Here is a 23,022-nt window from a genome sequence, read left to right as displayed (position 1 = left end):
GTACCACAACAGTGCAGTTTTTCTTGCTCTGTTACGATGCAGAACCCCACCTTCTGTATCTGTTCGCGCCCCCGCCAGCGGGGCGATCATGCCGTATGGAATCCGCCCCGCTCTACCAGCAGCTCGCAGATCACTACCGCCACGCCATCCATGCGGGCTCGCTGGCGCCGGGGCGCCGCATGCCGTCGGTGCGGGCGTTGATGACCGCTCATGACGTGAGCCTGTCGACCGCGCTGCAGGCATGCCGGCAGCTCGAGAGCGACGGCCTGGTGGAAGCGCGCCCGCGCTCGGGCTACTTCGTGCGAGCAACCACGCCCCTGCGCCTTGCGCCGATCACCGAGCCGGCGGCGACGCTGCCCGATCCGGCCCAGTACATCGGCATGCACCAGCGCATCTCGTCCGTGCTCGCGCGCAGCCAGCAGGACCCGTCCACCTTCAGCCTGGGCGGCGCCCGCGGCGCGCCGTCGCTGTACCCGCTCGCAGCGCTCCAGCAGGCGGCCGGGCGTATCCTGCGGCGCGACGCCACGCTCTTTGGCGAAGCTGCCGTGCCGCGCGGCCACCCGGCCTTGCGCGCGGCGCTGGCCCGGCTGGCACTGCGCAGCCGCTTCACGCTATCGCCGGACGAGGTACTCATCACCCACGGCTGCACCGAAGCGCTGCAACTGGCGCTGCGCGCCGTGGCCGGACCGGGCGACGTGATTGCGGTGGAATCGCCCACCTACTACGGCCTGCTGCAGATCCTGGAAAGCCTGGGCATGCGCGCGCTGGAGATCCCCTGCAGCGCGCAGACCGGCCTCTCGATGGAAGCACTGGAACTGGCCGTGCGCACCTACGACAACATCCGCGCCGTGGTCGCCATGCCCAACCTGCAGAACCCGCTCGGTTCGGTCATGCCCGACGCCCACAAGATCCGGCTGGTGCAATGGTGCGAGAACCACGGCGTGCCGCTGATCGAGGACGACTGCCTGTCCGCAACCGCCGACCTCGACACGCCGCTGGCCGCCGCGAAGGCATGGGATCGCACCGGCAACGTGATCTACTGCTCGTCGGTGCACAAGACGCTGGCGCCCGGCGTACGGCTCGGCTGGATCGCCGGAGGCAAATGGCATGCACGCGTGGAAATGCTGAAGTTCGCGCTGTCGCGCCCCAACGAAATGCTGTCTCAGGCGGTCGTGGCCGAATTCATGGCGACGGGCGCGTATGAGCGCCACCTGCGCCGGCTGCGCCTGGCGCTGCGCCAGCAGCGCGAGTGGACGGCGCAGGTAATCGCCGCGACCTTCCCTGCCGGCACACGGTTGACGCTGCCGCGCGGCGGCTTCCATCTGTGGGTCGAACTGCCGGAAGGCGTGTCATCCGAAGCCGTGTTCCAGCAGGCCTTGCGCGAAGGCGTCTACGTGGCACCGGGCCTGATGTTCTCCAACTCCCCGCGCTGCGATGGCTTTGTGCGCATCAACTGTGGCACGCCCCGCTCGGCGCAACTGGAGCGCGCGCTCGGCACCGTGGCGTCGGTCGTTCACCGGCTCGCGGCATAGCCATCGCCGCGCCACCGCGTGCGGTACTCCCCTTTTTGCAACACCGTTCCCCTTTTTCGTTTGCGCTGGCCTATCCTTGCCGCTGGCTTGGCCGACCGGTCCCTGGCGAGTCCGGGACCGTTGGCCATTGCCGCTGCACCCTGCCGATCATCGGGACAACAAGAAGAAGGGAGAATGGCCTTGCGCAGTGCATCCGCGGTGTCGCGCGTCGACGACGACTACCAGAACCTGTTTCAACTGGCGCCGGTCTCGCTCTGGCTGGAAGACTTCAGCGCCGTGCGCGAGCACTTCGAGCGGCTGCGCGCCGAAGGGGTGACGGACTTGCGGGCCTACCTGCGGGCCAACCCGGACGAAGTGGCGCAATGCTCGTCGCGGATCCGCGTGATCGCGGTGAACCGGCGCACGCTGGACCTGTTTCGCGCCGCCGATCTCGCCGACCTCGTCGGCAATCTCGACACCGTCTTCCGCGACGACATGTTCGACCAGCATGTCGAAGAACTCGGCCAGCTCTGGGATGGCGGGAACCGTTTCGCCAGCCAGACCGTGAACTACACCCTCGACGGCGAGCGCCTCGATATCCGCCTGGAAGCCACCGTCATGCCCGGCCATGAGGCCGACTGGGAGCGCGTGCTGCTGTCGATCGAGGACATCACCGCGCGCGTGCGTACCGAGCGCAACCTGCGCCGCAGCGAGCAATACGCGCTGGGCCTGTTCGAGCATTCGCCGGTGTCGCTCTGGGTCGAAGATTTCAGCGCCGTGAAGATGCTGCTCGACGAAGTCCGCGCGGCTGGCATCACGGATTTCCGCACCTTCCTCAACGTGCATCCGGATTTCGTGTCGCGCTGCATGCAGGAAATCCGCGTGCTGGACGTCAACCAGCAGACGTTGCAGATGTTCGGCGCGGCCTCCAAGGAAATCCTGCTCTCGCGCCTGGGCGATGTGTTCCGCGACGACATGCGCATTCACTTTGCCGAGCAGCTGGTCGACCTGTGGCACGAAAAGCTCTGGCAACAGCGCGAGGTCATCAACTACGCGCTGGACGGCCGCTCCGTCGACGTCTTCATGCAATGGTCGGTGTTCCCGGGCTGCGAACAGGACTGGGACCAGGTGCTGGTGTCGCTCACCGACATCACGGCCCGCAAGAAGGCCGAAGCCTATGTGGAGTTCCTGGGCAAGCACGACGTGCTGACCAAGCTCTACAACCGCGCCTTCTACGAAGACGAACTCGCACGCCTGGGCCGCAAGGGCCCGTGGCCGGTCAGCGTCATCGCCGTCGATCTGAACGGGCTGAAAACGGTCAACGACCAGTTCGGGCATGGCGACGGCGACGCGCTGCTGCGGCGCACCGGCGAAGTCCTGAAGAAGGCCGTGGGCGAACAGGCCTGCGTGGCCCGCACCGGCGGAGATGAATTCATGGTGCTGCTGCCCGGCCGCGACGAGCGCGGCGCGGCCACCGTGGTCGAGCAGATCGAACAGGTCGTGGAGCTGAACAACCAGTTCTATCCGGGCACCGGACTGAGCTTCTCGATTGGCGCGGCCACCTGCCTGCAGGGCGAGCGCCTGAGCGACGTCGTGAAGGTTGCCGACAGCCGCATGTATGACGCCAAGCGCGCCTACTACGAAGGCCGGGGGGACCGCCGGCAGGACTAGGCTGGTTCACCATGACAAAAGAGCCGGCGTTTTGCCGGCTCTTTGCTTACAGGTAGATGATCAGCGCGATGCCCGCGATGATCAGGCCGAACTTCGTCACGTAGTACAGCTTGCGGTTCCACGCCTTGTAGCGGCGGCGATATTGCCCGGCCAGCCAGACAAAGCGAAACAGCTTGTTGATCGTGCCGGTCTGGTCGTTCTCGTCATTGGGCGAGCTTGCCGCGGTCATGACCTTGCGGCCCAGCCAGTGATTGATCTTGCTGGCCCAGCCAAAGCGCATCGGGCGCTCGATGTCGCAGAACAGGATCAGCCGGTTGGCGTCGCTCTTGTTCTCGGCCCAGTGCAGGTAGGTTTCGTCGAACACCACGCCCTGCCCGTCGCGCCAGCTGTGGCGCTCGCCGTCGACCTCGATGAAGCAGCGGTCGTCGTTCGGCGTGGCCAGGCCCAGGTGGTAGCGCAACGAACCGGCGAACGGGTCGCGGTGCGGATTGAGCTTGCCGCCCGGCGGCAGTTCCGCGAACATCGCGGCCTTCACGCTCGGAATGCCTTGCAGCAACGCCACCGTCTTCGGGCACAGCGCCTCGGCCGACGGATGCTGGGCTTCATACCACTTCAGGTAGAAGCGCTTCCAGCCGTTCTTGAAGAACGAATTGAAGCCAGCGTCGTCGTTCTTCTCCGCGGCCTTGATCTTGCGCATCGCGGCCAGGGCCAGGCCCTCGTCACGGATCTCCGGCCACGCGGCGCGGATGCGTTCCAGGTCCGGGAAGTTGTCGACCGGGATGTAGGGCGTGCGCGGCACCCCCGAGAACGCGTACATGAAGCAATTGACCGGCGCGACCAGCGCCGAATGGTCGAGCAGCTGTCGCCAGATGCGCAATCTCGCCTTGCCGCGAAAGTGCACATACAGGATGGCGCCGAGATACGCGGCGACGATAATCCACTTGATCACCCGAATTTCTCCCAGGCGGCTATGGGCCCGCGCGCACGGAACGTGCGCAGCCGGGGCCGGGAGCCAAAGCGCGTATTTTAAGCGAAATGCGGGGCTTGCCGCACCGTGATAAGGCGGCGGCACATGGCCGTCCCGGACTAGGCGCGGACTAGCCGCGCGACTGGCGCGAAATGCGCTCGATCAGCGCGCGCGCATCGTCGGGCATGCCCTGCAGAGTCAGCAGCCTGGCGTTGAGGACGATGTTCTCAAGCACCAGCTTGGCGGTGGACGCCCACAACGTCGCCAGCTGGGCTTCAGCGGGCATGCCGGAGGCTTCGAGTTCGTTCGAGCGCTCGGCGATGAGCCTGCACGCAAGCTGGCGCAGCGCCGCATCGTCGAACGGCAGGTTGGCGTAGTCGATCGGGTCTTCCTTCTCCGCCTCGACCATGAGTTGCATCAGGATGTCTTCGGTCATCGGCAAGCGCTCCTGGCAATCCGCTTCACATCCGCGTCAGACGCGGAAATCCGCAGCCATGTCGACTTCGGTGCGCGCTTCGAGCCGGCCCGAACGGCAGGCGGCCGCGAAGCACTCGTAATCCTTTTCGACCTGGTCGGCATAGCTGTTCGAATAGCCTACCATCACTTCGGCCATGCGGTCGCCGGTGCCGAGATAGCCGCTGATCTCCGCGGCAAGTCCCCCGGACTTGGCATGGGCCCGCGCCAGCACCCAGCCGCAGAGTGCGGCGTATCGGCCGAGGGTCTCGACATCCATCAACTCGAACTGCGGTGCCAGTTTCATGTCGCGCAGTTGCCGGACATAAAAGTGGCGCCCGTAGGGTCCCTTGGTCCACCCCAGGAAGAGGTCGCTGGCGGCCTGCATCAGCCGCTGCCCCTCCACGACACGCCGGCCTTCATGCGACGCCGCCGGACACTTGAAATAGCGCGCCACTACCGAGCGCGTGGCTTCCTTCACTTGCAGGAAGATCGGTTTGCCATGGCTGTCGATCATCAGCTGGATCAGGCACCGCGTGCCGACGCTGCCCACGCCAACCACCTTGAACGCACGGTCGTGGAGCGTGAAATGGCTTAGCAGCCGCCGCCGGTCTGGGGCGAGTGTGCTCAGGTATTCCTGGTAGACCTTCACGGCGACGTCATCGACATTCGTTGCCGTCATCCAGTCGTCGTCGGGGTCGAACAGCGTCTGCTGGCCGCGCACGTGGAAAACCGCCGGCGGGGCATCGAGGATCGTCCACTTGTCGCCGACCAGTTCGGCCAGCTTGGGCAGCAGCGCCTCGCTGGTGCGGTCGGCCGCGCGTTCGATGCCGCGCCGGATACGCTTCTGGATGTCGGGCGACGTCTCCTGTTCCAGCAGGCGATCAAAGGTAATGCGGTCGTACCAGGTCTCGAGGATGCCCATTTCGGAATAGGCCTGCATGCGGTCCTGGTAGCTGCGCACGAGCTGGTAGACCAGATCGTCGGCCACACCCGGCTTGTGCCGAAGATGCCGGGCAGCCACGACAAAGCTGGCGGCCAGGCGCTTGAGATCCCATTCCCATGGACCGATGCTGGTTTCGTCGAAATCGTTCACATCGAACAGCAGCGCGCGTTCGGGCGTGGCAAAGCCGCCGAAGTTGGCGACGTGGCAGTCGCCGCAGATCTGCATGTGCAAGCCGGAATTGGGCGTCCCCGCGAGATCATGGGCCTGCACGATCGCGCTGCCGCGGTAGAACGCAAACGGGGATTCCATCATGCGGCCGTAGCGCAAGGGCACCAGTTGCCGCACGCGGCCTTCGCTGCTGATCTTCAGCAACGCGACCGGATCCCGGTCCACATTGCCGATCGACAAATGCGCGCCGCGCGGCACCTTGCTGCGCACGGACTTGCCGCTCTCGCGCCGATCGCCCAACTCTTCCGTTGTCGCCACGATGCCTCCATGCCGGCAGCACCGGCGATTGCAATTTGTGCAGCATCTGCAACACAAACTAGTGCACGGTCAGGTGCTTGTCAATTTCAGGAGACGTGGAACGCACAGCGCTACGGGTACGGGCAGTTTATGCAGAGCGTCTCAGGGATATCACTCTCTTCCCCGAGCGGCAACAGATGCTACGCTCCCCGCTGCTCCTGGAACCGCCAGGCTAGCAGGTGATGCAACCCGCACGATCTCGATCGCGGTGTTGCCTATCATGAGTTTTCGCGCCTTTCGCGAGCGCATCGCAAGATGCACTGAACAAAGCGAGTGACATGCAGTCTCACTCACTCGCAATCCAACGAAGAGTCGCGTTCATGACCAAGCGTTTGTTGTCCGCCATGCGTCAGTACGTATGGTTTGCCGGTGTCAAACACCATGTGGTCCAGGGCGTCGAAGCCTTGGCCGAACTGCTCAAATCCCCTTCCGCGGCGGCCCGCGCGGTAGCTGCCGTCATTGCCGAGACCGAACATGGCGTTCAGGTCTGGGTGTCGTACTTCGGCAAGCCGCTGGACCCGCATACGAACTATGTCCTCTGGCCCGCCCGGGCCTTGCGTCCCGCGCGCCGTCGCGTCCAGCCCATTCCGCTCGAACCTATGCGGCGCAGGCGCGACGACTGAGTACTGGAAGGGGCTTGCCCCTTCACTACAATGACTTTGTGTCCCCGTCGTCGACAAGGAGCAGACATGCCCGAACCGAAACATGACGAAGCGCTGGTCAACGTTTATCTCGAACGCATTTCGGCGCTTTCAGTCAGCGCATTCGACGGCGCCGATGTCAGCGGCGAACTCGATGAAGTCCTGCGCGAAGCCGCATCGCGCAGCGGCGCGGACAACGGCACGCTGAGCGTGCTGGCGAGTCGCCTGCGCGAGCGCGCGGAGGCCGCCGATCGCGAAGGTCAGCCGCTGGTGCGGGATACCTTTGCGCGCGCCGCCAGCCTGCTTGCATCGAAATAGGACGATGCCTCAGGCATTCACGAGGTACGACCGATTAAGCGCGAACGCGAACGCAAATTGACCGCGCCGTGCTTGACGGTCGAAGCTTTTGAATTGCTTTGGGAAATTTGGCCGAGCGGCCTAAGAAACCAGGAACCTGAAGGGTGTTGGTTGCGGGGGCAGGACTTGAACCTGCGACCTTCGGGTTATGAGCCCGACGAGCTGCCAACTGCTCCACCCCGCGTCTGAGAAGAAAGATTATGCAAGACCCGCGCGTGATTGGCAAGCTTTATTTCTGCTCACGCGCGAATTGCCGCTCTCTATAGCGTGCATCATCATGCGCTGCGGCGCAGCTTGCCTGCGGGTTCTGCTTCGGCAAGCATGGCTTCGATGTATTGATTTACCTGGTCCAGCGCTTCAAGTTTCGTATCAAACGGATGATTGGGAAACGGATTGTGCCGTGGCGCCAGGATCTCGCCGTCCTCTCTCCGGATGATCTCCACCACGATCGACCACTTGCCCTTGGGCAGGCCCGTCACTTCGTAGACGATCTTGTAGCCTTCAAATTCCGGCATGGCATGTACTCCTTTACTGCGTGGCGGACGGGATATCGCCGCCTCCACGTCCAGAGTAGGAGTGCACTGCCAGGTCAAAAATGATCTGCGTCAATGGCCGCCAATCCACGAAGATAGGCACCGGTTATATGCCATTGCGCGCATCGGAATAATTTGAATAGGTGTCGCGCCCGACGCCTGCGGCTGCTTATTCAGCCCACATGCGTCGCGCCGCTATTTGGCCGGTCCGACAATCCTATCCACCAGCGAGTAACCGGCACTGAATGCCGCGACTTCCGCCGCGTGCCGGGTGACGAAAGGCTGCGCGCCGCTAGAGAGCAGCTCCGTGTCGCCCGCATCGGCCGGGTCCATGCCCTCCTGGCAGACACGGACCTCGTAGGCCCAGCGCGGCGATGGCCCCATGCTGACCACGCCTTCACCCCCTTCATGCTGCGGCGTCACGAGCACATAAACATCCATGCCGCGATACGCCTCCACACGCCATTCCGGTTGTGCCATGCCGATCTCCTTGCGCGAAACCATCGCACCTTGTGTCGAGCCTAGGTGCGCGATCGAGCGATCGCAAGGCGGGCGCGGCGATCAGCATGCAGCCATGCCGGTTGCATGGAAGGAAATCTGGATGAAAGGGATTTGTCGCGCGCGAGAGGCGCGCGCGGATAAGACAGGCCGCGACAGCGCGAAAATCAAAGACACGTGAAAATAGCGCAATGAGGGAAACGTGGAACGGCGGAAATGGAAAAGGGCTTCCGTTTCCGGAAGCCCTTTTCGTACTACATAGGTGGCGCGGCTGGCAGGATTCGAACCCACGACCCCTTGGTTCGTAGCCAAGTACTCTATCCAACTGAGCTACAGCCGCACTCGAGAAAAGAGATTATATCTGAATATTCTTTTTTGGGAACCCCCTCCTGCACTTTTTTTCGTTTTTCTTTCAAGCACGGGTTGCCTGAGTGGTTTTCTATAATGGCAGACCGAAGATGTGATCCCGACCATGAACAAAGCATTTGTCAAAGAATCGTCGGATGACGACGAGGACGATCTCCCCGAAGGCGCTACCCCGCTGCCTGCCGGCGCCAAGAACTACATCACCGAGGAAGGCTACAACCGCCTGCGCAACGAGCTGATGCAGCTGATCGACGTCGAGCGTCCCGATGTCGTGCAGATCGTGTCGTGGGCCGCCTCCAATGGCGACCGCTCCGAGAACGGCGATTACCTCTATGGCAAGAAGCGCCTGCGCGAGATCGATCGCCGCATCCGCTTCCTTACCCGCCGACTGGACAAAGCCGAGGTGGTCGACGCATCCCTGCAGGGTGATAACGACCAGATCTTCTTCGGCGCGACGGTCACCTACGCCACCCAGTCCGGCGAGGAAACGACCATCACCATCGTCGGCATGGACGAGGTGGATCTCGACATGAACCACGTGAGCTGGATCTCGCCGATCGCCAAGGCGCTGATCAAGGCGCGCGAGGGCGACACCGTGGCGCTGCGCACGCCGGCCGGCGTGGAACAGATCGATATCCTGGAAGTCAGCTACCCGCCGCGCAAGGCGGGTTGATCGCTGGCCGGCGGCGCTCAGCCATCGTTGCGATCGCGGAAGATGCGGATCACGTCCGGGTTGCGCCGCAGGGCCCGCATCACATTGGCCAGGTGCAGGCGATTCTGTACCTGGATGATGAACTGCATGTACGTGGCTTCCTGGTGGCCAGCGTCCTGCTGCTCCATCGACACGTGCGCCACGTTGGCGTCGGCCGAAGTCAGGTCCGCGGCCACACGGGCGACGATGCCCTTGACGTTGCGCACCATCACCTTGATCGACACGTCGAATGCGCGCGTGGTCTTCTTCGCCCACATGACGTCGATCCAGTGTTCCGGATCCTTGCTGTGCAAGCGCTTGGCCACCTTGCAATCCTGCACGTGGATTTGCAGGCCTTCACCCTTGCCCAGGTAGCCGACGATCGGGTCGCCCGGGATTGCGCGGCAGCATGCCGGGAACAGGATCGACATGCCTTCGTCGCCCGTGATCGGCACGGCCGGCGCTTCTTCTCCGGAGAAGGTCTGCACGGCCGCCAGCAGCGCGCTGTCGACATCGCCGGACAGTTCCTGCAGCAGAATCTCCATGCGCTTGGCCACCACGGCGGGCACGCGCCGGCCCAGCGCCAGGTCGGCGAAAATGTCCTCGCGGTGCTTGTTGCCGGTCCACTGGATCATGCGGTCCCAGACCGACTGCGGCACGGCTTTCAGCTCGATGCCGAGCTGGCGCGCCGACTGTTCGAGCAGTCGCTCGCCGAGCTGGATCGCCTCGTCGAGCTTGGTGGTCTTCAGGAAGTGGCGGATGGCCGCGCGCGCCTTGCCGGTGCGCACGAACGACAGCCATGCAGGGTTCGGCTTGGAATACGGGGCCGTCACCACTTCGACGATATCGCCGCTCTTGAGCTCCGTGCGCAGCGGCAGCAGTTCGTTGTTGATTTTCACGGCGACGCACTGGTTGCCCAGGTCGCTGTGCACTGCATAGGCAAAGTCCAGTGCGGTGGCGCCGCGCGGCAGCGCGCGGATATGGCCCTTGGGCGTGAACACGTAGACCGCGTCGGGGAACAGGTCGATCTTGACGTGTTCCAGGAACTCCTGCGAATCGCCGGTCTGGCTCTGGATATCGAGCAGCGACTGCAGCCACTGGTGCGCCTGCTGCTGGATATCGTTGGCATGGTCCGCCTGCGTCTTGTACATCCAGTGCGCGGCCACGCCGGCCTCGGCAATCTGGTGCATCTCGCGCGTGCGGATCTGGAATTCCACCGGCGTGCCGAACGGACCGACCAGCGTCGTATGCAGCGACTGGTAGCCGTTGATCTTCGGGATCGCGATGTAGTCCTTGAACTTGCCCGGCATCGGCTTGTACAGGCCGTGCAGCGCACCCATCGCCATGTAGCAGTGCATCTGCGTTTCCACGACCACGCGGAAACCGTAGACATCCAGCACCTGCGAGAACGACAACTGCTTGTCGTGCATCTTGCGGTAGATGCTGTAAAGCGTCTTTTCGCGGCCGGACAGTTCCGCGACGATGCCAGCATCGGCCAGCCCTTTCTGCGCGGCCTCCAGGATGCGCTTGACCACTTCGCGCCGGTTGCCGCGCGCGGCCTTCACCGCCTTTTCGAGCGTGGCATAGCGGAACGGCGAGCCGACCTTGAACGACAGTTCCTGCAGCTCGCGGTAGATGGTATTGAGACCGAGCCTGTGCGCGATCGGCGCATAGATCTCCATGGTCTCCAGCGCGATGCGGCGGCGCTTCTCCGGCGGCACGAAGTCGAGCGTGCGCATATTGTGCGTACGGTCGGCCAGCTTCACCAGGATCACGCGCACGTCGCGCGCCATCGCCAGCAGCATCTTGCGGAAGCTTTCCGCCTGCGCCTGCTCGCGGCTCTGGAATTCGAGCTTGTCCAGCTTGGTCAGGCCATCGACCAGTTCGGCGACCTTGGGACCGAATCGCTCGGCCAGTTCGCTCTTGGTGATGCCCTGGTCTTCCATCACGTCGTGCAGCAGCGCCGCCATGATGGACTGCACATCGAGCCGCCAGTCCGCGCACAGCTCCGCCACCGCCACCGGGTGGGTGATGTACGGTTCGCCGCTCTGGCGGTACTGGCCGAGGTGGGCCTCGTCGGAGAACTGGAAGGCTTCGCGTACGCGTGCCTGGTCCGGCGCCTTCAGGTAGGCCAGCTTCTCCATCAGCCGCGTGATGGAAATGACCTGCTGGCGCGGCGGGACCGCTGGTTGCGACGTCGGCCCGAAGAAGTGCCGGTAGGACTGCGCCAGCACGGCATCGATGAACAGGCTGTCGCCCGCCAGTGCCGCGGGCGCCTCTTCCATGGCCATCACGTCATCGTGCGAATCCGACGCGGGCGCCAGGCGCGCCTTGCCCTGTGCCATCGGCGGCACGGCGGCACGCTCGCCGACAACATCGTTGCCAAGCGGGTCAGGAAGATTGGGAGCGCCGGTGCGCGCGGTCACGGATGCCTGGCCGGACGAAGAGCGCTTACGCGCGGACGCCGCTCCGGCATCGCTGCCCGTCTCGCCGCGCGCGGGCGCGGCGCCGGCCGGCTGGCCGGGAGAGACGGTTGACGAGGAGGGGTGTGACGAAGGCATGGGGGCGGCCCCTGGAATCCGGTTGCTGGATGCGCGCGCATACGATGCAAGGATGAACCACTGGCCGCCCGGGGAATCAGGTCGGTACCTTCTTGAGCATTTCGATGCCGACCTGGCCCGAGGCGATTTCGCGCAGGGCAACCACAGTGGGCTTGTCCTTCGCTTCCACCTTCGGAGTATGGCCCTGCACCAGCTGGCGCGCACGGTACGTGGCTGCCAGGGCGAGCTCGAAGCGGTTCGGGATGTGTTTCAGACAATCTTCGACGGTAATACGCGCCATATCAAATCCACCTTGGGACAAAACCTGTTGGGTTGCTATTTTACAGCACCGCGCGCGAATCGCCCGGCGACGACCCGCGCGCGCATGCTCAGTGAATGCCAAGCTCGATGAAGAGCTCGCTGTGGCGCGCCTTTTGCGAGGAAAAGCGCAGGCGTGTGGCACGCACCACGTTGCGCAGTTCTTCGAGCGCGTTGTCGAATACCTCGTTGATGATGACGTAGTCCGACTCCGACGCATGCGACATTTCGCTGCCCGCTGCCAGCAGGCGCCGCACGATCACGTTCGGCTCGTCCTGTCCGCGTTTTTTCAGGCGATCTTCCAGAGCCGTCAGCGACGGCGGCAGGATGAAAATCTCCATCGCGTTGGAGAAGCGCTTGTGCACCTGCTGCGCGCCCTGCCAGTCGATTTCGAGCAGCACGTCGTTGCCCTGCGCCATCTGTTCCTCGATCCACACGCGCGAGGTCGCATAGTAGTTGCCGTGGACCTCTGCCCACTCGAGGAATTCACCACGGTCACGCGCGGCACGGAACTGATCCACGGAACAGAAGTGGTACTCGCGCCCGTCCTGCTCGCCAGGACGCGGCGCACGCGTGGTGTGGGAAATCGACAACCGGATCGCCGGGTCCTGCGCAAGCAGCGCGTTGACCAGCGTCGACTTGCCGGCTCCGGAAGGTGCCACCACCATGAACAGGTTGCCGGGGTAGACGGTATCGATGGCAGTGTGAGGCGTATCGCTCATGTGATTGTTTTGGATCTTCTGGCGTCGTGGCGCCGGGTGAAACGGAATGCGTCGGGCTGGCGCGTTATTCGAGGTTCTGGATTTGCTCGCGCATCTGCTCGATCAGCAGCTTGAGCTCCATCGACGCATCGGCCAGTTCCTTGGCGGCCGCCTTGGAGCCGAGCGTGTTGGCCTCGCGGTTGAGTTCCTGCATCATGAAATCGAGCCGTTTGCCGGCCTGCCCGCCCTTCTTCAGGATATGACGGGTTTCGTTCAGGTGTGCCTGCAGGCGCGACAGCTCTTCCGCGATATCGATGCGGATGCCGTAGACCGTGGCCTCCTGGCGGATGCGCTCGGCGACCTCGTCGCGGCTCATCGACGGCATGCCTGCCGGCGCCGCCAGGTTGAACGCTTCCCGCAGGCGTTCGGTCAGCTTTTCCTGATGATGGGCGATCAGCTGCGGAATGGTGGGCGTGAGGCGTTCGACGATGGCCAGCATCGTGTCGATGCGCTCCATCAGCGTGGCCTTGAGCGCCTCGCCCTCGCGGCGGCGCGCCTCGCGCAACTGGTCCAGCGCTTCGCGCGCGGCGCCCATCACAGCCTCGCGCAGCGCGTCCTGCGACAACTCGGGCTCGACCAGCACGCCAGGCCAGCGCAGAATCTCGCCCATGCGCAGCGTGCCCGCCATCGGGAAGGTGTTCGCGACCGTCGACTCCAGCGCGCGGATCTGGCCCAGCAGGCCTTCATTGAGCGCCAGCGTGGCGCCGCCGGTATCGGTGCGCTGCAGGTTGATGCGGCATTCCAGCTTGCCGCGCGACAGCTCGGCCATCAGCATCTCGCGCAGCGCCGGCTCGAACGCGCGGCACTCTTCGGGGGCGCGGAACAACAGGTCGAGAAAACGCGAATTGACAGTCCGGAATTCCACCGAAACGGAGGCCGTCCTGCCGCTGGGCTCACCCTGCGCGTTTGTCAGCGGTGCCTGGCGGGTTGCCAGGCCATAACCTGTCATGCTGTGGATCATTGAGTGTTCTCGCGAAATGGCGCTGCCCCGGGGGTAGGCTGGGGCCGCAGCAAAGGCGTCTTGTATCCGCCGAAATGGGGCAACAATGCCCGCTATTGTGTTCTTTACAAGTGACCGATTAGCCGTGACAATCCCGAGGCAAATCCGGTCCGATTCCTATGACAGAGCCCAAGGGCGCTACACAACCCAAGAGTGCACCGCTGCCCGTCGGCACGCTGCTGTCCAACTATCGTATTGTAAAGAAGTTGGCCAGCGGGGGGTTCAGTTTCGTATACCTGGCCACGGACGAGACCGGGGCGCCGGTTGCCATCAAGGAATACCTGCCCTCATCGCTGGCGCGCCGCAACCCCGGCGAACTGATCCCGATGGTGCCCGAGGAAAACGCGGCATCGTTCCGCCTGGGCCTGAAGTACTTCTTCGAGGAAGGGCGTTCGCTGGCCCGCATCTCGCACCACAGCGTCGTGCGCGTGGTGAACTTCTTCCGCGAGAACTCTACCGTCTACATGGTCATGAACTATGAGATGGGCAAGACGCTGCAGGAGCATATCCTGGCCGCGCGCCAGCAGGGCCGCGCCAAGGTGCTGCGCGAGCATTTCATCCGCAAGGTCTTCCATGACCTGATGAGCGGGCTGCGCGAAGTCCATATCCACAAGCTGCTGCACCTGGATATCAAACCCGGCAACATCTACCTGCGCGAGGACGAATCGCCGATCCTGCTCGATTTCGGCGCCGCGCGGCAGACGCTCACCATGGAAGCCAAGCGCTTCCAGCCGATGTACACGCCCGGCTTCGCCGCGCCCGAGCTCTACGGCAAGCACAACGAACTGGGCCCCTGGACCGACGTCTACAGCCTGGGCGCGACGCTCTACGCTTGCATGGCCGGCATGCCGCCGCAGGAAGCCAACCAGCGCGAAAAGGACGACCGCATGGGCGATGCCATCGCGCGCCTGCGCAGCAGCTACACCAATGGCCTCGTCGACCTGGTCGAATGGTGCCTGCGGCTGCCTCCGGCAGAACGCCCGCAGAGCGTCTTCCGCCTGCAGAAGGAGTTGCGCGAGCAGACCAACGCGCTCGGCGAGCAGGCCGCTCAGGCGCCGCCGCCCGCCCCCGCCGAACGTTCCGAGCGAACCGGCCCGTCCAGCCGCTTCCTGACCTTGCTGCGCCGCCGCGACGACACGGTGGCCGCGACCACGCGCCAACCCGCGGACACAAGCGGCGACTGAATCACCCCCGGTCGCGCATTTCCGAACCGAATTCTCCCCAAACAGCCAACATGCGATTCTCCGTCTATCAGGAAAGCAGGAAAGGCGGCCGCCGCATCAACCAGGACCGCATGGGCTACTGCTTCACGCGCGATGCCCTGCTGATGGTGCTGGCGGACGGCCTGGGCGGCCATGCATTGGGCGAAGTCGCCGCGCAGCAGGCGCTGCAGACGCTGGCGCGCCAGTTCCAGACGCAGGCCCGGCCGACGATCCGCAACCCGGCGGATTTCCTGCAGGACACCATCATGCTGGCCCACCGCGAGATCCACCGCTACGCGGAGGCTCACCGGCTGTCCGACGTGCCGCGCACGACGGTGGTCTGCTGCCTGGTGCAGCAGGGCCAGATCCATTGGGCGCACGCCGGCGATTCGCGCTTCTACCTGGTCCGCAAGGGCCGGCTGCTGACGCGCACGCGCGATCACTCGAAAATCGAGAACCTGCTGCAGCAGGAACGCGTGCTGCCCATGGAAGTCGCCAACCATCCCGAGCGCAACAAGCTCTACAACTGCCTGGGCTCGCCCAACCTGCCGCTGATCGACATCGGCGGCCCGCTGCGGCTCGATCCGGGCGATGTTGCGCTGCTGGGATCCGACGGCCTCTGGGGACCGCTCGAAGAGCCGGAGATCGTCGACCGCCTGACCCGGCTATCGGTGGTTCAGGCGGTCCCCGAACTGATTTCACGCGCGCTCGAAAAAGCCGGCGAAGGTGCCGATAACACCACCGGCATCGCCATGATGTGGGAGCTGGATGCCAGCGCCACGGGTGACGAATCCGTCATGACGGACACCCTGCCGCTGAACGCCTTCACGACCTCCATCCTGGAGCGTCCCGGCAACGAGGCAGATCTCCTGTCAGAAGAGGAAATCGAGCGCTCCATCGCCGAAATCCGCGCGGCCATCGACAAGACCAGCAACCTGATGCGCTGAGCGCAGCCAACCGGCAACGGCGGGAAGGCGGGCACGCCAGGCCCGCCGGCGTTAGAATCGCGGTCTCCACCGATTCGAGCGAACCATTCCATGCGACCCAGCGGACGCGCAGCCGATGCGCTGCGTTCTATCAGCCTGACCCGTCACTACACCCGCCATGCCGAGGGCTCCGTGCTGTGTGCGTTCGGCGACACCAAGGTGCTGTGCACCGCCAGCGTGCTGTCCAAGGTGCCGCCGCACAAGAAAGGCAGCGGCGAGGGCTGGGTCACGGCCGAATACGGCATGCTGCCCCGCGCCACGCATACGCGCTCGGACCGCGAAGCCGCGCGCGGCAAGCAGACCGGGCGCACCCAGGAAATCCAGCGGCTGATCGGCCGCGCCATGCGTACGGTGTTCGACCTGGCGGCGCTGGGCGAATACACGCTGCACCTCGACTGCGACGTGCTGCAGGCCGACGGCGGCACCCGTACCGCCGCGATTACCGGCGCGTTCGTGGCCGCGCATGACGCGGTCTCGTCCATGCTGCGCAACGGCCAGATCAGCGCCAGCCCGATCCGCGACTTCGTCGCGGCCGTCTCGGTCGGCATGGTCGACGGCGTGCCGGTGCTGGACCTGGACTATGCCGAGGACAGCAACTGCGATACCGACATGAACGTGGTCATGACCGGCAGCGGCGGCTTTGTCGAGGTACAGGGCACGGCCGAGGGCGCCCCGTTCAGCCGCACCGAGCTCGACGCCATGACGCGCCTGGCCGAGGCCGGCATCGCGCAACTGGTGCAGCACCAGCGCCAGGCGCTGGGCCTGGCCTGAAGGACGCCGCACGCCATGCAACGCCTGGTACTGGCCTCCAACAACCCCGGCAAGCTGCGCGAATTCGGCGCGCTGCTGGCCCCGCTCGGTTTTGACGTAGTGCCGCAAGGCCAACTGGGCGTGCCTGAAGCCGAAGAGCCGTTCTGCACCTTCGTCGAGAACGCCCTGGCCAAGGCCAGGCATGCAAGCCGGCTGGCCGGGATGCCCGCGCTGGCGGACGATTCGGGCATCTGCGTGCAGGCACTGGACGGCGCCCCCGGCGTCTACTCGGCGCGCTACGCGCAGATGGCCGGCCAGGCCAAGTCCGATGCCGCCAACAATGCGCACCTGATCTCGCAGCTCGCCGGCAAGCCCAACCGCCGCGCGCATTATTACTGCGTGCTCGTCTTCGTCCGGCATGCCGCGGATCCGTGCCCGATCATCGCCGAAGGCGTGTGGCATGGCGAAGTCGTCGACGCCCCGCGTGGTGCCGGCGGCTTCGGCTACGACGCGCACTTCCTGCTGCCCGATCTGGGCAAGACCGCCGCCGAGCTGCCCGCCGACGAAAAGAACGCCGTCAGCCATCGTGCGCTGGCACTGCGTTCGCTGGCGGCGCGCCTGCAAACCGAAGGCCGCGGGCAGGCTGCGCGATGATCCCGATCGTACCGGCGGGCACACCGCCCGCCGCGCCTGCCGACAACACGCAGCTCTGGCTCAAGCCGGGCCAGATCGCGCTGCCCGGCTCGCCGCCGCTATCGCTCTACGTGCATGTACCGTGGTGCGTGCGCAAATGCCCCTATTGCGATTTCAACTCGCACGCGGTGCCCGGCAAGGACGGCAGCCACGACATTCCGGAAGACGCCTACCTGGACGCCTTGCGCGCCGACCTGGAGCAATCGCTGCCTCTGGTATGGGGCCGCGCGGTCCATACCGTGTTCATCGGCGGCGGTACGCCGAGCCTGCTGTCCGCGGCCGGCATGGACCGGCTGCTGTCCGATATCCGCGCGCTGCTGCCGCTCGACGCCGATGCCGAGATCACGATGGAGGCCAACCCGGGCACCTTCGAGGCCGAACGCTTCGCCAGCTACCGCGCGAGCGGCGTGAACCGGCTGTCGATCGGCATCCAGAGCTTCAACGACAGCCACCTGCAGTCGCTCGGCCGCATCCATGGCGAGCGCGAGGCACGCGCGGCCATCGACATCGCGCAGCGCAGCTTCGACAACATCAACCTGGACCTGATGTACGCGCTGCCCGGCCAGACCATGGAGCAGTGCCGCAGCGACCTGGAGGTGGCGCTGTCGTACGGCACCACGCACCTGTCGCTCTACCACCTCACGCTGGAGCCGAACACGCTGTTCGCCAAGTACCCGCCCGCGCTGCCGGACGATGACCTGGCCTACGAGATGCAGGACCTGATCGAGGCGCGCACATCAGAGGCCGGCTACCGGCACTATGAGACCTCGGCCTACTCACGCCCGCATCGCGAAGCGCGGCACAACCTGAACTACTGGCGCTTTGGCGACTACCTTGGCATTGGCGCGGGCGCGCATGGCAAGCTGTCGTTTCCCAACCGCATCCTGCGCCAGATGCGCCACAAGCACCCGGCCACCTACATGGCGCAGGCCATGGCCGGCAACGCCGTGCAGGAAGCGCGCGAAGTCGGCGCGGACGAACTGCCGTTCGAATTCATGCTCAATGCGCTGCGCCTGACCGACGGCGTGCCGGCCTCCAGCTTCCACGACATGACGGGGCTGCCGCTGCATACCATCAGCCGGCAGCTCGCGGCGGCGGAGAAGAAGGGATTGCTCGATGCCGACCCCACGGTGATTCGTCCGACCGAACTCGGCAGACGCTTCCTCAACGACCTGCAGGAGATGTTCCTGAAGGACTGAGGAACGCGGCGCATCTGACCCGAAAGCGAGAAGGCCACGGCAATGCCGTGGCCTTCTCGCCTTGCGAGCGATACCCGGTCAGTACGGCACGGCCATGTCATTGGCCACGCGGGCGCGCATGCCGACCTGCAGGTTGCCCAGGTTGCTCTGCGTCACCGTGGCGACGCGGCCATCATCGAGCCGGACGTTCACGCGATAGGCGGTCTGCGTGCTGCTGCCGGCGCGTTTTTCAACCTGGTTGCCGGCTACCGCGCCGACCACCGCTCCCCCGATCGTCGCCGCGGTCTGCCCGCGGCCACCGCCCACCTGGTGACCCAGCAGGCCGCCCGCGGCGCCGCCGATCACGGTGCCCAACAGGCCGGAACTGCTCTGCGTGTTGGTAATCGGTTCGATGGATTCCACGCGCCCGTAGTACACCGAGCCTGCCGGCGCCTGCGAGGCATAGCCACCGTTGCTGGTCTGCGGCGGAGGTGGCGCGTTGTAGCCGGTGTTGTTGTACCCGTTGTTGTAAGGCGCCGCGCAACCGGCCAGTCCGATTGCAGCCAGCACGGCCCCAAGCGCCATTCGATTTTTCGATTTGCTTTGCATCTGAAATTCTCCTCTGTTGCCAGGTGAAGCCGGGAACGCGGCACTTGCGCAGTGCCCGACACACCGATATGAGCCGCATGACAGCGTGAAGGTTCCGCCATGTCAGACAGGCTCCGACAACAGGATCACAGGATTCACCAAGGAAGCGCCCCGGCCTTGTATAATGCGCGGCCTGTACACTGGCCCTTGCGCCAGCGGCATGTCGCGCAATCGCGCTACAATGCCGGCACTTTACGGAAGCGTGGCCGAGTGGTTTAAGGCAGCAGTCTTGAAAACTGCCGATGGGGTGACCCATCCGTGAGTTCGAATCTCACCGCTTCCGCCAGTTCAAGCCAAGTCATTGATTTGCCGATATTAGGGGGGTTTTTAGCCCCGATTGGTACAAATGACTGGTACAAGTACGAAGCGAGGTACGGCGTCGACTGACGAGGTCGACATGCTCCCTAACCTTCGCAGGACTCCCCATGGCTACACCTACCTGAAGACGGTGCCGACTGACCTGCGCCAGGTCATTGGCTGCACGGTCATCAAGAAGGCACTGGGTCGCGACTTCAAGCGCGCCAAGGTGCAATGGGCGGAGCTCGAGGCCGAAACCACAAAGTTGTTCGAAGATAGCCGGCGCAGCCTGGCGCAAGGGCGCACCGTCGAGGACGCACTCGAGGCGTTCTCCCAAAAAAACCCTCGTACACGACTAAAAGCCCTCCCGGCTGGGCGTGAGGGACTGGCCGAGCAGTTGTCAGCCCTGTTTCTCGCGGGCCTGTCGTCCGACTACGCGGCACGAAAAGCGGGAGAGCGGTGGCTCGATGCCGAGGAGCCCGCCGCGCTGACTCAGGACCTGGATGCGGTGCTAGACCGCATTAAGGATGCGGTCATCACCGGGGATGTGTCGCTGTTCGTGCCGACCGTAACGCAACTGGTGGAGTGGCGCGGTTATCGATTGGTCGATAAAACAGGGGACGAGCTTCAGGCCTTGACCTATGAATTTCTGCGCGCTGCTCAGCTGGGCTGCCAGGTACTGGCAGCTCGCCAGCGCGGAGAGATTACCGAGCCAGGCGTGTCACACGCGGCCCAGCCCCTGCCAGCGGCCTGGGAACTGGACATCCAACCCAAGGCCAGCTCACCGCGGGCGCAGCCCAAGCTCTCGGATGTCACGCCCCTCTATGTCGAGCGACTTTCGATTGCACACCCCAAGACGCAAACCACCAGCCTGTCCTGGTGGCAGAAATTTGTTGGCTTTTGCCACGACAAGCCGCTGGCCAACGTTTCGTCCACCGATGTCTACAACTTCCTTGAATGGCGTCTGCACGCCGAGACCCGGCCGTGGAGCATGTCATATTGCAGCGTCGTAGCCAGAGGATTGAGCGAGGCCTTTGCCCTGGCCAAAACCAAGGGGCTATGCGGGCACAATCCGGCAGCGGACTTGGATGCGATGCCTAAAATTTCAGCATCAGAGGAGAAGAAGCGAAAAAAGCCGCGTTTCCCCTACTCCATCCGACAGCTGAACGCTATCTTCGCTTCCGACTGGTATAACCCGCTGGCGCAACATTGGGTCGGTCGGATGAGATGGGATTTGGGCGCTCGCTATTGGACACCGCTCCTTTGCCTATATCATGGCCTGCGCATTCGCGAAGTACTTCAACTCCACGTCCAAGATATTGAGGTTGGAATGCTCGCCTTGTTGAGAATCCAGGTCGAAGACGAGCAGGATGGGGACGCAAACGCATTGCCAGCCCGGAGCCTGAAGAATGAGGCGACCAAGCGTGCTGTGCCGGTGCACCCCGTGCTGCTGCGGCTCGGCTTCCTTGAGTTTGTTTCGGAGGCGGCAGAGCGCGGTTCCAATTCCCCTCTATTCCCGTCTGCAATACCGGAACCGGGCGGCAAGAATCCTATGTGGGGACGGGCATACGAACAGCGTTTTGTGCCCTTCGTCCGGGACACGCTCGCCTTCGGCCGCGGCTTCGGCAACCACAGCTTTCGACATACGCTGGAAGATTGCCTGCGCAACATTCAGCTGGACGAAGTTTGGCCTGCAGGCTTGCCTCAGTTTTATTCGGGCCGCACCTTGCCGAGTGACAAGGACAAGGAATTCTTCAGACAGTTGGGGAGCGAGCGTCTATATGGCGACGGTTTCGACCCCAACCGCATCCTACGGTACGTCGAGAAGGTCGACTACGACGGCATCATGCTTCCTAAACCGTTTGCGCAATGGCTCCGCGGCCAGCCTACGGTAGATAGACGCCTCGTTGCCCTTCTGGACGAGGAATGGGGGAATGGTTGGCGAACGTAGCGCCTCCAGTAGCGGCCTTCCGCCGCAGCATGGCTGCCGCCGGTGGACCCACGGCTGGGATTTACGCAATCGTCAGGCCGCTTGAAAAACACCGCCTGTCGCGATTTAGTGAAAAGCCCGGGACACCACTTACTGGGTGTCCCGGGGCACTTATTTCAACCTAACAGCGACAACGGTACCAGCGAATAACGTGCAGGCTTCTTCTGTTTCTCTATTCGCCCCTCGGCCACGGCCCTCGTGAGCCACGTCTTTGCCTGAACCTTCTCAATCCCGAGGCTGGTGGCAATCTGCTCATCAGTCAAAGGGACTGCTGCCAAGACCTGAGAGACCTTAATGAGGAAGTCTTGGTACATATCCAAACTTGGCGCTGGCGTAGGCTCAACAACCGAGGTGATTGCTGGCACCGATTCAGACGACGCCGATGCGTCCGTCACAACCTCCACACTACCGCCCACATCCTGATTCGCCCTTGGCATGCCCCACTCCGGACTATCCGGATGAATCGGCTCCTGAGTGATGACGGCGTCTTCCGAAGCGGTCAACAACGATGGCTGCGAAGGGTCAGACTCCACATGGTTCGAACCCAAAGACTCCTGACTGGCAAAAACCTCTGACAACGACCCGCCATGATGGGGAGCATAAGTGAATGGAATACCCCCTTTCTCGACCAAGGCCGCATTGCCCGGCCCTTGTCCTGGCGTGCGGACATACAGCGGAACCCACTTCGAGTTGAGGTCCTCGACGGCGCCTTCCCAAGTGCCGCCGCTGGCCAAGGCGGAATCAATCACCAACGCGCGGTCGGACAGCGCATAGATGTATTTATTCCGCCCCATGGCATTGCCAGCATTAAAGGCAACCTCTGGATAGAAGGGGGAGACGAGGAGCAAGCGTCCCTCCTGTAATCCCAGCCGGTTCTGACGGTGAAGGCTGGCTTTTAGCAAGTCGTTCGCGAGTACGCCTAGAGCGCAACCGCCCGCAACGACTGCACCCTGCATGGCCGCAGTATCCACGCCGCGAGCCCCGCCGGAGACCACGCCCAGTCCTTCCTGGGCACACTGTGCCGCGACACTTTTGGTGAACTCGAGTGCTGATTCGGAGGCGTCCCGTGAACCAATGATAGCGACGCCTCCCCTATTCAATAGGTCCATATTTCCCGCCCCATACAACAGCGGCGGAGCCACGTGCCTCAAGTGGTGCTTTAATCGTTTAGGAAATTCGACATCACCGCGTGAAATGACCCAGATTCCACTGCGGTTCCATCGCTCAAGCGCCAGCGCCATGGCAGTACCCCGCCCCAACAGGAACTCCAGCCGCTTGCGCTCCAGCTTGGCCTCATGAACTTGCTCTAGTTGCGTCCGTCCTGCTTCCGACATCAGGTCGGCAGGACGCAGGCCTCGTCCATTCAGCCATTTGGCGAACTCACCGTAGTCACGTGTGGACAGGGGCTGATACGGCTCCTGACGCTCGCCACCAAATCGCCCGCACAACAGCAGCACTACTTCGGTATCTAAGCTTAACGAGGTTTGGCTCATATCCTTA

The 23,022-nt window shown here is 63.9% G+C and carries 22 protein-coding genes and 3 tRNA genes; 12 read left to right on the top strand and 13 right to left on the bottom strand.

Translation table 11 applies throughout. The features are described from left to right. The first annotated feature begins 95 nt into the window (after nucleotides 1-95). Nucleotides 96-1,532, top strand: coding sequence for an aminotransferase-like domain-containing protein (locus ACIGJC_RS04695; protein ID WP_483710860.1), 1,437 nt, complete (start codon nucleotides 96-98; stop codon nucleotides 1,530-1,532). Nucleotides 1,533-1,712: 180 nt separating this feature from the next. Further along, nucleotides 1,713-3,182, top strand: coding sequence for a sensor domain-containing diguanylate cyclase (locus ACIGJC_RS04690; RefSeq protein WP_483710859.1), 1,470 nt, complete (start codon nucleotides 1,713-1,715; stop codon nucleotides 3,180-3,182). Between the two features lie 46 nt (nucleotides 3,183-3,228). Here the strand turns inward: ACIGJC_RS04690 and lpxO are convergent, their stop codons facing one another. The 3 genes from lpxO to ACIGJC_RS04675 all read right to left on the bottom strand — a co-directional run bounded on the left by lpxO (nucleotide 3,229) and on the right by ACIGJC_RS04675 (nucleotide 6,034). Then, nucleotides 3,229-4,131, bottom strand: a complete 903-nt coding sequence (gene lpxO, locus ACIGJC_RS04685) for a lipid A hydroxylase LpxO (RefSeq protein ID WP_483710858.1) — start codon at nucleotides 4,129-4,131, stop codon at nucleotides 3,229-3,231. A 148-nt stretch (nucleotides 4,132-4,279) separates the two neighbouring features. Continuing rightward, nucleotides 4,280-4,585, bottom strand: a complete 306-nt coding sequence (locus ACIGJC_RS04680) for a hypothetical protein (protein WP_483710857.1) — start codon at nucleotides 4,583-4,585, stop codon at nucleotides 4,280-4,282. Between the two features lie 36 nt (nucleotides 4,586-4,621). Then, entirely contained in the window at nucleotides 4,622-6,034 is a 1,413-nt protein-coding gene (locus ACIGJC_RS04675; RefSeq protein WP_483710856.1) for a DUF2252 domain-containing protein, read from the bottom strand. Between the two features lie 359 nt (nucleotides 6,035-6,393). Between ACIGJC_RS04675 and ACIGJC_RS04670 the strand changes: the two genes are divergently transcribed. Next, nucleotides 6,394-6,696: a hypothetical protein gene (locus tag ACIGJC_RS04670; RefSeq protein WP_483710855.1), complete on the top strand. Its 303-nt coding sequence runs from the start codon at nucleotides 6,394-6,396 to the stop codon at nucleotides 6,694-6,696. Between the two features lie 66 nt (nucleotides 6,697-6,762). Continuing rightward, nucleotides 6,763-7,032: a hypothetical protein gene (locus tag ACIGJC_RS04665; RefSeq protein WP_483710854.1), complete on the top strand. Its 270-nt coding sequence runs from the start codon at nucleotides 6,763-6,765 to the stop codon at nucleotides 7,030-7,032. A gap of 147 nt (nucleotides 7,033-7,179) precedes the next feature. Here the strand turns inward: ACIGJC_RS04665 and ACIGJC_RS04660 are convergent. The 4 genes from ACIGJC_RS04660 to ACIGJC_RS04645 all read right to left on the bottom strand — a co-directional run bounded on the left by ACIGJC_RS04660 (nucleotide 7,180) and on the right by ACIGJC_RS04645 (nucleotide 8,442). Then, nucleotides 7,180-7,255 (bottom strand) — tRNA-Met (locus tag ACIGJC_RS04660). Nucleotides 7,256-7,346: 91 nt separating this feature from the next. Then, entirely contained in the window at nucleotides 7,347-7,586 is a 240-nt protein-coding gene (locus ACIGJC_RS04655) for a hypothetical protein (protein ID WP_483710853.1), read from the bottom strand. 213 nt (nucleotides 7,587-7,799) lie between these two features. After that, nucleotides 7,800-8,084 (bottom strand): hypothetical protein, encoded by a 285-nt coding sequence (locus ACIGJC_RS04650; RefSeq protein ID WP_483710852.1) that lies wholly within the window; start codon nucleotides 8,082-8,084, stop codon nucleotides 7,800-7,802. 281 nt (nucleotides 8,085-8,365) lie between these two features. Next, nucleotides 8,366-8,442 (bottom strand) — tRNA-Arg (locus ACIGJC_RS04645). 132 nt (nucleotides 8,443-8,574) lie between these two features. Between ACIGJC_RS04645 and greB the strand changes: the two genes are divergently transcribed. Further along, entirely contained in the window at nucleotides 8,575-9,141 is a 567-nt protein-coding gene (greB, locus tag ACIGJC_RS04640; protein WP_483710851.1) for a transcription elongation factor GreB, read from the top strand. A gap of 17 nt (nucleotides 9,142-9,158) precedes the next feature. Here greB and ACIGJC_RS04635 read toward each other — a convergent pair whose 3' ends face one another. The 4 genes from ACIGJC_RS04635 to ACIGJC_RS04620 all read right to left on the bottom strand — a co-directional run bounded on the left by ACIGJC_RS04635 (nucleotide 9,159) and on the right by ACIGJC_RS04620 (nucleotide 13,739). Continuing rightward, nucleotides 9,159-11,585, bottom strand: coding sequence for a RelA/SpoT family protein (locus tag ACIGJC_RS04635; protein WP_483711462.1), 2,427 nt, complete (start codon nucleotides 11,583-11,585; stop codon nucleotides 9,159-9,161). Between the two features lie 211 nt (nucleotides 11,586-11,796). Next, nucleotides 11,797-12,000, bottom strand: coding sequence for a DNA-directed RNA polymerase subunit omega (gene rpoZ / locus ACIGJC_RS04630; protein WP_006578656.1), 204 nt, complete (start codon nucleotides 11,998-12,000; stop codon nucleotides 11,797-11,799). 88 nt (nucleotides 12,001-12,088) lie between these two features. Continuing rightward, entirely contained in the window at nucleotides 12,089-12,739 is a 651-nt protein-coding gene (gene gmk / locus ACIGJC_RS04625; protein WP_483710850.1) for a guanylate kinase, read from the bottom strand. A gap of 64 nt (nucleotides 12,740-12,803) precedes the next feature. Then, nucleotides 12,804-13,739, bottom strand: coding sequence for a YicC/YloC family endoribonuclease (locus tag ACIGJC_RS04620; protein ID WP_483710849.1), 936 nt, complete (start codon nucleotides 13,737-13,739; stop codon nucleotides 12,804-12,806). 158 nt (nucleotides 13,740-13,897) lie between these two features. Between ACIGJC_RS04620 and ACIGJC_RS04615 the strand changes: the two genes are divergently transcribed. From ACIGJC_RS04615 to hemW, 5 genes are all read left to right on the top strand, one after another. Continuing rightward, nucleotides 13,898-14,962 (top strand): serine/threonine protein kinase, encoded by a 1,065-nt coding sequence (locus ACIGJC_RS04615; protein WP_483710848.1) that lies wholly within the window; start codon nucleotides 13,898-13,900, stop codon nucleotides 14,960-14,962. Nucleotides 14,963-15,012: 50 nt separating this feature from the next. Next, entirely contained in the window at nucleotides 15,013-15,927 is a 915-nt protein-coding gene (locus tag ACIGJC_RS04610) for a PP2C family protein-serine/threonine phosphatase (RefSeq protein ID WP_483710847.1), read from the top strand. A 90-nt stretch (nucleotides 15,928-16,017) separates the two neighbouring features. Continuing rightward, nucleotides 16,018-16,737 carry a ribonuclease PH gene (gene rph, locus ACIGJC_RS04605; protein ID WP_483710846.1) on the top strand — a complete coding sequence of 240 codons (720 nt, stop codon included), beginning with the start codon at nucleotides 16,018-16,020 and terminating at the stop codon, nucleotides 16,735-16,737. A 15-nt stretch (nucleotides 16,738-16,752) separates the two neighbouring features. After that, on the top strand, nucleotides 16,753-17,370 hold the full coding sequence (gene rdgB / locus ACIGJC_RS04600; RefSeq protein ID WP_483710845.1) for an RdgB/HAM1 family non-canonical purine NTP pyrophosphatase: 618 nt from the start codon (nucleotides 16,753-16,755) through the stop codon (nucleotides 17,368-17,370). Beyond that, nucleotides 17,367-18,608 (top strand): radical SAM family heme chaperone HemW, encoded by a 1,242-nt coding sequence (gene hemW, locus ACIGJC_RS04595; protein WP_483710844.1) that lies wholly within the window; start codon nucleotides 17,367-17,369, stop codon nucleotides 18,606-18,608. The genes rdgB and hemW overlap by 4 nt, the downstream gene beginning before the upstream one ends. Before the next feature lie 78 nt (nucleotides 18,609-18,686). Here hemW and ACIGJC_RS04590 read toward each other — a convergent pair whose 3' ends face one another. Further along, on the bottom strand, nucleotides 18,687-19,196 hold the full coding sequence (locus ACIGJC_RS04590) for an outer membrane lipoprotein (protein ID WP_483710843.1): 510 nt from the start codon (nucleotides 19,194-19,196) through the stop codon (nucleotides 18,687-18,689). Nucleotides 19,197-19,431: 235 nt separating this feature from the next. Between ACIGJC_RS04590 and ACIGJC_RS04585 the strand changes: the two genes are divergently transcribed. Next, a tRNA-Ser gene (locus ACIGJC_RS04585) sits at nucleotides 19,432-19,521 on the top strand. Between the two features lie 111 nt (nucleotides 19,522-19,632). Beyond that, nucleotides 19,633-21,483: a DUF6538 domain-containing protein gene (locus ACIGJC_RS04580; RefSeq protein WP_483710842.1), complete on the top strand. Its 1,851-nt coding sequence runs from the start codon at nucleotides 19,633-19,635 to the stop codon at nucleotides 21,481-21,483. A 155-nt stretch (nucleotides 21,484-21,638) separates the two neighbouring features. On the opposite strand, the gene ACIGJC_RS04575 is transcribed toward ACIGJC_RS04580, so the two are convergent. Then, the gene (locus tag ACIGJC_RS04575) at nucleotides 21,639-23,015 is read right to left on the bottom strand and encodes a DNA-processing protein DprA (protein ID WP_483710841.1); all 1,377 of its coding nucleotides are present in this window, start codon (nucleotides 23,013-23,015) and stop codon (nucleotides 21,639-21,641) included. Between the last annotated feature and the right edge of the window lie 7 nt (nucleotides 23,016-23,022).

The organism is Cupriavidus sp. C3SS-1 (assembly GCF_057073755.1).
This window is presented reverse-complemented; position numbering and strand designations above follow the sequence as displayed.

Excerpts from the sequence above, each read along its gene's own strand:
- rpoZ (WP_006578656.1), bottom strand. The coding sequence starts at position 12,000 with ATGGCGCGTATTACCGTCGAAGATTGTCTGAAACACATCCCGAACCGC.
- ACIGJC_RS04680 (WP_483710857.1), bottom strand. The coding sequence starts at position 4,585 with ATGACCGAAGACATCCTGATGCAACTCATGGTCGAGGCGGAGAAGGAA.
- ACIGJC_RS04615 (WP_483710848.1), top strand. The coding sequence starts at position 13,898 with ATGACAGAGCCCAAGGGCGCTACACAACCCAAGAGTGCACCGCTGCCC.
- ACIGJC_RS04655 (WP_483710853.1), bottom strand. The coding sequence starts at position 7,586 with ATGCCGGAATTTGAAGGCTACAAGATCGTCTACGAAGTGACGGGCCTG.
- rph (WP_483710846.1), top strand. The coding sequence starts at position 16,018 with ATGCGACCCAGCGGACGCGCAGCCGATGCGCTGCGTTCTATCAGCCTG.
- ACIGJC_RS04665 (WP_483710854.1), top strand. The coding sequence starts at position 6,763 with ATGCCCGAACCGAAACATGACGAAGCGCTGGTCAACGTTTATCTCGAA.
- ACIGJC_RS04670 (WP_483710855.1), top strand. The coding sequence starts at position 6,394 with ATGACCAAGCGTTTGTTGTCCGCCATGCGTCAGTACGTATGGTTTGCC.
- ACIGJC_RS04620 (WP_483710849.1), bottom strand. The coding sequence starts at position 13,739 with ATGATCCACAGCATGACAGGTTATGGCCTGGCAACCCGCCAGGCACCG.
- ACIGJC_RS04695 (WP_483710860.1), top strand. The coding sequence starts at position 96 with ATGGAATCCGCCCCGCTCTACCAGCAGCTCGCAGATCACTACCGCCAC.
- hemW (WP_483710844.1), top strand. The coding sequence starts at position 17,367 with ATGATCCCGATCGTACCGGCGGGCACACCGCCCGCCGCGCCTGCCGAC.
- gmk (WP_483710850.1), bottom strand. The coding sequence starts at position 12,739 with ATGAGCGATACGCCTCACACTGCCATCGATACCGTCTACCCCGGCAAC.
- ACIGJC_RS04580 (WP_483710842.1), top strand. The coding sequence starts at position 19,633 with ATGCTCCCTAACCTTCGCAGGACTCCCCATGGCTACACCTACCTGAAG.
- ACIGJC_RS04610 (WP_483710847.1), top strand. The coding sequence starts at position 15,013 with ATGCGATTCTCCGTCTATCAGGAAAGCAGGAAAGGCGGCCGCCGCATC.
- ACIGJC_RS04590 (WP_483710843.1), bottom strand. The coding sequence starts at position 19,196 with ATGCAAAGCAAATCGAAAAATCGAATGGCGCTTGGGGCCGTGCTGGCT.
- rdgB (WP_483710845.1), top strand. The coding sequence starts at position 16,753 with ATGCAACGCCTGGTACTGGCCTCCAACAACCCCGGCAAGCTGCGCGAA.
- greB (WP_483710851.1), top strand. The coding sequence starts at position 8,575 with ATGAACAAAGCATTTGTCAAAGAATCGTCGGATGACGACGAGGACGAT.
- ACIGJC_RS04650 (WP_483710852.1), bottom strand. The coding sequence starts at position 8,084 with ATGGCACAACCGGAATGGCGTGTGGAGGCGTATCGCGGCATGGATGTT.
- ACIGJC_RS04575 (WP_483710841.1), bottom strand. The coding sequence starts at position 23,015 with ATGAGCCAAACCTCGTTAAGCTTAGATACCGAAGTAGTGCTGCTGTTG.